Origin of the sequence: Actinomadura darangshiensis, assembly GCF_004349235.1 — a bacterium.
In the GTDB taxonomy this organism is placed as follows: domain Bacteria; phylum Actinomycetota; class Actinomycetes; order Streptosporangiales; family Streptosporangiaceae; genus Spirillospora; species Spirillospora darangshiensis.
In genome coordinates, this window is record NZ_SMKY01000341.1 from 1 (window position 1) to 8,732 (window position 8,732).

Below are 8,732 nucleotides of genomic sequence, written 5' to 3' on the forward strand. Positions count from 1 at the left end.
GGCCGGGCGGGTTCAGGCCGTTCACCGGTGCGCCGGTCGCCACGCTGACCGGCCGGTTCGCCGCGGTGGAGGAGGTGTTCGGCGCGGAGGGCGCCGCGCTCTCCGCCGATGTCTTCGCCTGCGCCCGCGCCGAGGACGCCGTCGCGCGCCTGGAGAGGTTCCTGGCCGCGCGGGGACCGGAGCCCGACCCGTCCGCCGAACGGGCCGCCGAGGTCGTCGACCGGATCGCTTCGCAGCCCGGCCTGGTCAGGGTGGACGACCTGGCCGCCGGTATCGGGCTCAGCCCACGCAGCCTGCAGCGCCTGTTCCACGAGTATGTGGGCATCGGCCCGAAATGGGTGATCCGGCGGTTCCGCATGCAGGAGGCCGCCGAACGCGCCGCGTCAGGCACGGCCGTCGACTGGGCGGAGCTGGCGGCCGAACTGGGCTACGCCGACCAGGCGCACTTCACCCGAGACTTCACCGCCGCCGTGGGGACGTCCCCCGCGAAGTACGCGCGCGAGGCGGGGCCTGGCAGTATCGACGCATGACCCCCGCTCCCCTCGACGACCTCACCGCGTTCCGGGCGCTCGCCGCCGAGCGCCTCGGCTCGTTCGGGCACACGACCGTCCCGGACGCGCCCGGCCTGCGCCGCGCCGGGGTCGTGCTGTGCGCGGTCGAGCACGAGGGCGTCCCGTCGGTGATCCTCATCAAGCGCGCCTACCGGGGACGCAACGCCGGCCAGTGGGGCCTGCCGGGCGGCGGGCTGGAGGACGGCGAGACGCCCGAGCAGGCCGCGCTGCGCGAGTTGCAGGAGGAGATCGGCCTCGCCGCCGGGCCCGCCGACGTCCTCGGCAGGCTGGACGACTTCCCCGCCACGTCCGGCTTCGCGATCACGCCGATCGTGATGGTGCTGGACGATCCGGGCCCGCTGACGCCGAGCCCGGACGAGGTCCACTCAGTCCACTACACGAGCCTGCGCAAGCTCGCCGCCGACGACACCCCGAAGTGGGTGCCGCAGCCCGACGGCGGTCACCTGCTGCAGATGTGGCTGGGCCCGGACTGGCGCGTCCATGCCCCGACGGGCGCGATGCTGTGGCAGTTCCGGGAGGTGGTCCTGCTCGGGCGGCACGTCAGGGTCGCCGACTTCGTCCAGCCCGACTGGACGCGCCGCTGAGGGTCAGAACGTCCCGCCGTCCACGACGATGCGCTGCCCGGTGACGTAGGACGCGGCGCCCGAGACGAGGAACCGCACCACGTCGGCAACCTCCTCGGGCGTGCACACATGCCCGTAGGGGGACGTGGCGTCCGCGTCCCGGATGTCCTCGATCCCGGCGGTGGCGCGGACCAGCCGCCGCCCCATCTCCGTGTCGACCACGCCGGGGGCGACGACGTTGACGTGCATGCCGTTGCCGCGCTCCTCCTTGGCGAGGACCCGGGCGAGCGCCTCCATCGCCGCCTTGCCCATCGCGTAGGGGCCGCTGAACGCCGACATGAGATCGGTGGCGACGCTGGACACGAACACGATGTCGCTGCGGTCGGCGCGCCGCATCAGCGGGAGCAGCGCCTGGCTGAGGTGGTGCGGGCCGAGCGCGTGCACGCGCATGACGCGCTCCAGCTCGGCGGGATCGGTGTCGGCGACGCTGTTGCCGCGGCTGGCGATCCCGGCGCTGTGCACAAGGATGTCCAGGGCGCCCAGCTCGGACTCCACTTGGGCGGCGAGGGCACGGCACTGCTCGAGGTCGTCGACCGAGGCCCCGAACGCGTGGCCGCGCACTCCCGCCGCCTCGATGTCGGCGACGGTCTTGCGCGCGGCCTCCTCGTCCCGCCGGTAGGCGACGGCGACCCGCGCGCCGTCGGCGGCCAGGGCCAGGGCGACGGCCCGGCCGATCCCCCGGCCTCCGCCGGTGACCAGGGCCGTACGGCCGGCGAGAGAACTCACGGACACTCCTTCGTCAGGACTGCTTGCGGCGGTCCCCATCCTGCACGCTCACGCGGATCACGCCGTAAGCGGGCCCTGACAAAGGCTAGGCGGCCGGTTTCGCCTCGATGACGTGGTACGCCGACGGCGGCAGCGGCCCGGTCAGCGAGACGACCGTGAACCCGGCGCCCTCCAGCAGCGCCCGGAACTCGGCCTCGGTGCGCTCCTGCCCGCCGGTCGACACGAGCATGTTGAGGTCGTTGCGGACGATGCCCGCCGACTCGGGCGTGACCAGCTCCGGCATCACCTGCTCCAGGAGGAGCACCCGGGCGTCCGGGCGCATCGCCGCGCGGCAGTTCCGCAGGATCGCGGCGGCCTTCTCGTCGTGCCAGTCGTGGATGACGCTCTTGAGGACGTAGGCGTCCGCGCCTCCGGGAACGGACGCGAAGAAGTCGCCCCGGACGATCTCGGCCCGCCCGGCGAGGTCGGCCAGGGTGCCGGGCGCGGCGGCCGACCCGGCGGGCAGATCGAACAGGACGCCGCGCAGGCCCGGCGTGGCGCGCAGGATCGCGGCGAGGAGCGTGCCGTCGCCGCCGCCGAGGTCCGCGACCGTCCCGTAGCGGCCGAAGTCGTGCGCCTCGATGATGCCGGGCGCGACGGCGCGGGTGTGCTCGGCCATGGCCTCGTTGAACGTCGCCGACAGTTCGCCGTCGGACTGGAAGGACTCGAAGGGCGTCCTACCGGTCGCCCGCTTCCACGCGTACTCGCCGGTGCGCAGCGTCTCGGTCATGTCGCCCCAGGTCCGCCACACGTCCGGGCCGCAGAACAGCCTGATCAGCGAGCGGATCGAGTCGGGCGAGTCCGTGCGCAGCCGCTGGCCTTCCGCGGTGAGCGCGAACAGGTCCCGCTCCTTCTGCTCCACGACCCCCAGGCCGGTGAGGCCGCGGAGCAGCCGGTAGAGGGACGGCGCGTGGGCGCCGGTCGCCTCCGCCAGGTCCGCGCTCGACCGCGGGCCCCCGGCCAGCGCGTCCGCCAGCCCCAGCTCGGCCGTCGCATGGATCAGCTGCGCGGGCATGTATCCGAAGGCCAGGTCCATCAGCGGTGATCTCGACATCGTCGGCTCCTTCCTGCCACCGCCGACGCTAAAGAGCCCTCACCGCTGCCGTCTTGGACGAATGCAACCTGCCATCACGCCGAGAGGGCGCGCAGCCAGGCCGCGGCCGTCTCGATGTGCTCGCCGGTCAGGCCGGTCAGCGGGTCGATCTCCACGAGCAGGTGCTCGGCGACGTCGGGCTCCCCGGCGATGCACTCGGTGGCGTCCGGCTCATCCTCGAACCAGACGAACGGCCGGCCCTCCGCCCAGGCGGCCACGTGCCGGGCCTTCCACGCGCCGAGCGTGCGGCCCTCCTCGATGCCCGGGAACTGCGGGATCGGGACGAACGGCAGCTCCGGCAGCCCGATCCTCGGCGCGATCCACTCGTTGGCGGTGCCGCACCAGTAGCTCGCCCACGCGAGTTCGGCGCCGGTGGACTCGGCCAGTTCCAGCAGCGACGGGCCGTGCCCGGGATCGAGCCACAGCCTGAACGTCATCCCGTTCGGCGAGCACCGGTGCCGCTGGTAGCGGCGATGGGGCCGTTCGAAAGGATTCAATACACCGTCGACGTCGAGCAGAATTACCGGCGACCCCATACACCGGACCGTACGGCATCGACGCCCTTCCGTCGAAGGCCGTTTTCCCGCGCGGTGGTGTCGGCCGCGGCCGGCCGGGCATCGTCCCGGCATGTGCCGGCTCTTCGGGATGACCACGGGCGGACCCCGCGTCCACGCCACCTTCTGGCTGCTGGACGCCCCGGACAGCCTGCGGTTCCAGAGCCGCCGCATGCCCGACGGGACGGGACTCGGCTGGTTCTCGCTGGGCGGCGAACCCGTCCGGGACCGTGCGCCCGTCGCCGCGTTCCAGGACGCCGACTTCAACTCCGAGGCGCGGCACGTCGTGTCGCACACGTTCGTCTCCCATGTCCGGTATGCGTCCACCGGGGCGCCCGACGTCCACAACTCGCACCCGTTCTTCATGGACGACCGGCTGTTCGCCCACAACGGGGTCGTGCGTGGCCTCGACGTCCTCGACTCGTGGCTCAGCGATGTGGACCGCGCCCTGATGCGGGGGCAGACCGACTCGGAGCTCGTGTTCGCCTACATCACGGCGGAGATCCGGCGGCGGGGCGACACCGCGGCCGGGCTGATCGCGGCCGTCCGCCGCATCGCCGCCGAGCTGCCCGTCTTCGCGCTGAACATCCTGCTGGCCGAGTCCGGACGGCTGTGGGCGCTGCGCTACCCGGACACGCACGAGCTGTGGGTGCTCACACCCGACCTGACCGAGCCGGGTGCCGCGCGGCACCTGTCCTCCGACCGCGAGCCCGGCCGGCTGGCGGTGGCGGCGCACCGGGAGCCGACCCCGGCCTGCGTCCTCGCCAGCGAGCGGATGGACGACGATCCGGGCTGGCGGCTCCTCGACCCCGGCGAGCTGCTCACGGTGGACGGCCTGGAGGCGTCCTCGGTGTTCCCGTTCGACGCGCCCGCGCACCCGCTGACGCTCGCCGACCTGTCGGCGGCCGAGTCCACGTCCCAGACGTGATCGACTTCTGGTTCCGGGACGTAGAGTGGACGGCCGGAACCTGGAGGAGCCCGGATGACGCGAGAACTCACGCTGATGGCGGTGCACGCCCACCCCGACGACGAGGTGCTGGGCACCGGCGGCCTGCTGGCCCGCTGCGCCGCCGAGGGCGTCCGCACGGTGCTGGTCACCTGCACCAACGGCGAGCAGGGCGACGACTCGGGCGGCGTGAAGCCCGGCGAGCCCGGGCACGACGCCGAGGAGGTCGCGCAGCGCCGACTCGCCGAGCTCCGCGAGTCGGCCGGGCTCCTCGACATCGGGCACCTGGAGCTGCTGGGCTACCGCGACTCCGGCATGGACGGCTGGTCGACCAACGACGATCCCGCCGCGTTCGCGAACATCCCGCTGGAGGAGTCCGCCGGGCGGCTCGGCGCGCTGATGGAGCGGTACCGCCCGCAGGTCGTCGTCACCTACGACGAGAACGGCGGCTACGGGCACCCGGACCACGTCCGGGCCCACCGCATCGCGATGGCCGCCACCGAGAAGACCGGCATCCCGGACAAGCTGTACTACACGGCGATCCCCCGCTCGGGCATCAAGCAGATGTTCGAAGCCGTCCGGGAGGCCGGCGTGGAGATCGACTTCGACCCGCCCGCGGACTTCGGCACCCCCGACGAGCTGATCACCAGCGTCCTGGACGTTTCCGCGCACGTCGAGGCCAAGCGCAAGGCCCTGCAGGCGCACGCCAGCCAGGGCGAGAACATCTTCCTGCTGCGGATGCCGGAGGAGATGCAGCAGGCGGCGTTCTCGTACGAGTCCTTCATCCGCCACTTCTGCCGCGTCCCGGCACCCGATCAGGAGGTCGACCTGTTCGCGGGTCTCGGGTAGCGCGCTTGGCCGCCCGGTAGCGGTCGAGGACGTCCTGGCGCAGCAGGTACCCGAACCCCGCGCGCTCAAGGCGCAGCGCCAGGGACGCCTCGTCGGTGCCCAGCGCAGCGGCCGCCGCACCGAGCCGCCAGTCGTGCTCGGCCAGCCGCTTGAGCAGGTAGCCGCGCTTGACCTGCGCCTCCGAGAGCCGGAACGACTTCAGGTAGGCGACGCGGCCGCCGTCATCGGTGATCGTCTCGCCGATGTGGTTCTCCTGGTGCGGCGCGAACGACGGGAGGAACCGGGAGAGCTCGAAGCCGTGCAGGTACTGCACCACCTGGCGCGAGCCGTCCTCGTCGAAGAGCCGGCCCGCCATGACCCGGTCGTGGAACCCGGCCCATTCCTCCTGGCGGAGCTCCGCCGCCGTCCGCAGGTCGCCGAGCGACCGGATCTCCGTGTCGTCGATCGGCGCGGACAGGTCGCCGGCGGGGGCGCCCAGCAGGCCGTACACGAAGATCAGCTCTCCGAAGAGGTCTTCGACCAGCGTCGGGTGCAGCGCCCGGTAGTCGTCCGGGTGCGGGACGACGAACGCGCACGCCAGCGCGTCGCCGACGTAGACCATCACCCCGCACTGGCCGGGATGGATCTCGAAGATCCGGAGCGCGTCCTCCAGGCCCCGTACCTGGCGCCCGAGGTAGGTCTCCTCGCCGCGCGGCGACAGGCCGTGCGCGACCGCCCTGCGCGACCACTCCTCCCAGGCGATCTCCGGCCCGCCGAAGTGCAGCGCGAGGTAGCCCTCCACGGCCAGGTGGAGCGGCAGGAAGCGGAGCCGGTCCTTGCCCGCCTTCCGCGCCATCCGCCGCGTGAACCGCACGGGCACGCTGGGCGGGGCGGCCCGGGTGTCGCGCTCCAGGAGGCGCGTCCCGTACGAGGCTCCCTGCGTCTGGTCGCCGTCGCTCCACGTCGCGACGAAGGCGTGCGGGACGAACGAGACGTAGACGGCGTCGCCCACGTCCACGACCGACACCGGCTCCTCGTACGCCTTCCGATGCAGCCGCAGGTGCGGGACGGGCTCCTCGCGGACGAGCGGCACGAGCCGCACCGAGCCCCACACCTGCCCCGGCCTGGTCTCCAGGCCGTCCAGCTTCGGCGTCATGCGCGCTCCCCGAGGAAGCGGGCGGCCCGGTCGTCCAGATGCGCCCGCAGCTCGGCCAGGCCGAGGCGTCCCTCGGCGAAGCGGGCCAGCCCGACCAGCGCCGGGAGGTCCTCGGCGTCCCGGACGCCCGCGGTCGGCACGCCCGCCGCCAGCCGCCGCACATCGAAGTCGTCGGCGTCGTACACGGGGTTCAGATGCACGATCATGACCTTCTGGCCGGACGCGAGCCGGTGCCCCGGGTCGAGGCGCGTCCGCCAGACCCGCAGGACGTCCGCGGCGAGGCCGGGCGGCGCGTTGTCCCAGCCGTCGGAGACGATGAGGAGCCGCTCGGGACCGGTCTCCAGCGCGTCGATGATCCGCTGCCCCAGCGGCGTCGGGCCGGACGGGCAGACCAGCAGCTCATCGGTGCGTCCCGACGTCCACAGCGGCGTGTACTCGGTCGCGAGCGCCTCCAGCAGGTAGTGCGCGGCGAGCGCGACCGCGAGCGGGCGCCGCCGCTTCTGCCCCGACCCCAGCGCGGAGTAGCTGTCGTCCAGCACGGCCGTGACCTTCCCCCACGAGCCGCGTGCCGCCCCCGCCACGCGCCGCGCCGCAGTGCGCAGGGCCCGGCTCAGCTCGGCCCGCCGCGCGGCCCGCTCGTCCAGCGAAAGCGAGAGCACGTACGACGCGAGCCGTGTCAGCGGCATCTCCCCCAGGTCCGCGCGGACGGCCTCCGCCTTCGCCTCCTGCGCACTCGTCTGCAAGCGCAGCCGCTCCAGCCGCGTCATCCGGGGCTGGATCCGCTCCAGGAAGACCTCGCGCGGAATCTTGTGCTTGGCCGCGAACCCCTCTGCGACCGTGTACGGCAGCTCGTAGACGGCGGCCTGCTGGTAGTGCGCCCGCCGCCACTGCTCGTAGATCGGCGTCTCGTACGCCTTCACGCTGAACGGCGCGAACAGGAAGTCGCGCTGCTCCCCGCGCAGCCGCAGGTGCGCGTGCCGGACCGCGTCCTTCACGGCCGCCCGGTACTTCACGGAGTCGAACGCCGGGTCGCGCCGGCCGGCCATCCAGTCCCGGATGATGGCGCGCGTCCGCCGGTTGTTCACCCCGCACCGCCGCAGCTCGCGGAACACCCGGTACACCCGCTGCTGCGGCATCGCCTCCAGCCGCCGCGCGATCAGCCGGCCCTCGCTCCGCCGCCGGCCGGCCTCCACGTCCCCCGCCCGCACCAGCAGGTTCCGCACGATGATCGCCGCATTGTGGTCGTTGATGTCCAGCGCGAGGACGGCGGCGTACATGTCCCGGTAGTTCCCCAGCATGTACTCGTGCAGGAACTCCAGGCTGAGCCGCTGCTCACCGGCCCAGTGGCGGAACTCCCGCTGCCCGGTCGACGTGATCGCCGCGTTGACGAACATCAGCACGTCCTCGCACGCGACAAGGTCGGCGAACGTCTCGCTCATGACTCCCCCGGGGTCCAAGGCGCCGGCCGGGGAATGAGGGCGCGAGCAGCGAAGCATCGCTATAAAGGCGGGTTCCGGAAGTCGCACCGAAGTCCCGCGGCCGGCCCCCGCACCGTAACACCGCACCGGCCGCGGCGCCCTTCAGTTATTCGCCGCCCGCTCAAGCAGGGCGGCGGTCTCCGCCGGCCGTGAAACGTGCGGGCAGTGCCCCGCATCGATCTCCACGACGGCACCGCCGAGCCGGTCACCGGCCGCGCGCCGGCACCATTCGGGCCGGAGCGTCCGGTCGGCCGCGCACACCACATACGTGGACGGAATCTCCGGCGCGAGTCCGACCGGCTCCTGGTAGGGCCGCTCGGGGACGAACAGCCGCAGCGTGGTCAGCGCCCACTGCAGCGTCTCCAGATCGCAGTCGTGAAACAGGAAATACGTGGCCAGCACCGGATCGGAGGTCGGGTCCTTGCCCAGCCATTCGAGATTGAACACCTCGCCGGGCGCCGCCGAGACCTCCGCCAGCAGACCGCGTCGCCCATCGGGCACGAACGCGGCCAGCCAGACCTGGTGCCGGGCCCCGAGCCGCCGCGCGACCGCGGGCAGAATGATCCCAGCCCCCGAATGCGCGACGACGACCGGAGCGTCCACATCACCGGGAAGCTGAGCGCTCACCTCCTCGGCATAGCCGGCGGCGTCCCGCTCACCGTCACCGGTCAGATCCACGACCAGCGCCCGATGCCCCCGCCCACGCAGGACCTCTCC

Annotated in this window: 10 protein-coding genes; 4 read left to right on the forward strand and 6 right to left on the reverse strand. The window is 72.9% G+C overall.

The window, feature by feature from the left end; translation table 11 throughout:
- Positions 1–530 (forward strand): helix-turn-helix domain-containing protein (locus E1293_RS40545; protein ID WP_132204386.1); only part of this gene is annotated, 530 nt, incomplete at its 5' end.
- Positions 527–1,156 carry an NUDIX hydrolase gene (locus E1293_RS40550; RefSeq protein WP_132204388.1) on the forward strand — a complete coding sequence of 210 codons (630 nt, stop codon included), beginning with the start codon at positions 527–529 and terminating at the stop codon, positions 1,154–1,156. The genes E1293_RS40545 and E1293_RS40550, both read left to right, overlap by 4 nt.
- A 3-nt stretch (positions 1,157–1,159) precedes the next feature.
- Here E1293_RS40550 and E1293_RS40555 read toward each other — a convergent pair whose 3' ends face one another.
- The 3 genes from E1293_RS40555 to E1293_RS40565 form a co-directional block, all read right to left on the reverse strand.
- Positions 1,160–1,921 (reverse strand): SDR family NAD(P)-dependent oxidoreductase, encoded by a 762-nt coding sequence (locus E1293_RS40555; protein ID WP_132204390.1) that lies wholly within the window; start codon positions 1,919–1,921, stop codon positions 1,160–1,162.
- Positions 1,922–2,006: 85 nt separating this feature from the next.
- Positions 2,007–3,014, reverse strand: coding sequence for a methyltransferase (locus E1293_RS40560; protein ID WP_132204392.1), 1,008 nt, complete (start codon positions 3,012–3,014; stop codon positions 2,007–2,009).
- A gap of 74 nt (positions 3,015–3,088) precedes the next feature.
- A complete protein-coding gene (locus E1293_RS40565) occupies positions 3,089–3,589 on the reverse strand; it encodes an HAD domain-containing protein (RefSeq protein WP_132204394.1) in 501 nt (166 codons plus the stop codon).
- Positions 3,590–3,680: 91 nt separating this feature from the next.
- Between E1293_RS40565 and E1293_RS40570 the strand changes: the two genes are divergently transcribed.
- Positions 3,681–4,535, forward strand: a complete 855-nt coding sequence (locus tag E1293_RS40570) for a class II glutamine amidotransferase (RefSeq protein WP_132204396.1) — start codon at positions 3,681–3,683, stop codon at positions 4,533–4,535.
- Between the two features lie 54 nt (positions 4,536–4,589).
- Entirely contained in the window at positions 4,590–5,402 is an 813-nt protein-coding gene (locus E1293_RS40575; RefSeq protein ID WP_132204398.1) for a PIG-L family deacetylase, read from the forward strand.
- On the opposite strand, the gene E1293_RS40580 is transcribed toward E1293_RS40575, so the two are convergent.
- The 3 genes from E1293_RS40580 to E1293_RS40590 form a co-directional block, all read right to left on the reverse strand.
- Complete coding sequence (locus E1293_RS40580) at positions 5,335–6,537, reverse strand: ARPP-2 domain-containing protein (RefSeq protein ID WP_132204400.1); 1,203 nt, start codon at positions 6,535–6,537, stop codon at positions 5,335–5,337. The genes E1293_RS40575 and E1293_RS40580 overlap by 68 nt on opposite strands.
- Positions 6,534–7,976 carry a hypothetical protein gene (locus E1293_RS40585; RefSeq protein ID WP_132204402.1) on the reverse strand — a complete coding sequence of 481 codons (1,443 nt, stop codon included), beginning with the start codon at positions 7,974–7,976 and terminating at the stop codon, positions 6,534–6,536. Before E1293_RS40585 ends, E1293_RS40580 begins: the two co-directional genes overlap by 4 nt.
- Positions 7,977–8,117: 141 nt before the next feature.
- On the reverse strand, positions 8,118–8,732 hold a 615-nt coding region (locus E1293_RS40590; RefSeq protein WP_132204404.1), incomplete at its 5' end, for an alpha/beta hydrolase.

What these genes read in the sequence shown, in the direction of transcription:
- E1293_RS40550 (WP_132204388.1), top strand. Translation starts at nt 527, where the DNA reads ATGACCCCCGCTCCCCTCGACGACCTCACCGCGTTCCGGGCGCTCGCC.
- E1293_RS40565 (WP_132204394.1), bottom strand. Translation starts at nt 3,589, where the DNA reads ATGGGGTCGCCGGTAATTCTGCTCGACGTCGACGGTGTATTGAATCCT.
- E1293_RS40560 (WP_132204392.1), bottom strand. Translation starts at nt 3,014, where the DNA reads ATGTCGAGATCACCGCTGATGGACCTGGCCTTCGGATACATGCCCGCG.
- E1293_RS40570 (WP_132204396.1), top strand. Translation starts at nt 3,681, where the DNA reads ATGTGCCGGCTCTTCGGGATGACCACGGGCGGACCCCGCGTCCACGCC.
- E1293_RS40585 (WP_132204402.1), bottom strand. Translation starts at nt 7,976, where the DNA reads ATGAGCGAGACGTTCGCCGACCTTGTCGCGTGCGAGGACGTGCTGATG.
- E1293_RS40580 (WP_132204400.1), bottom strand. Translation starts at nt 6,537, where the DNA reads ATGACGCCGAAGCTGGACGGCCTGGAGACCAGGCCGGGGCAGGTGTGG.
- E1293_RS40575 (WP_132204398.1), top strand. Translation starts at nt 4,590, where the DNA reads ATGACGCGAGAACTCACGCTGATGGCGGTGCACGCCCACCCCGACGAC.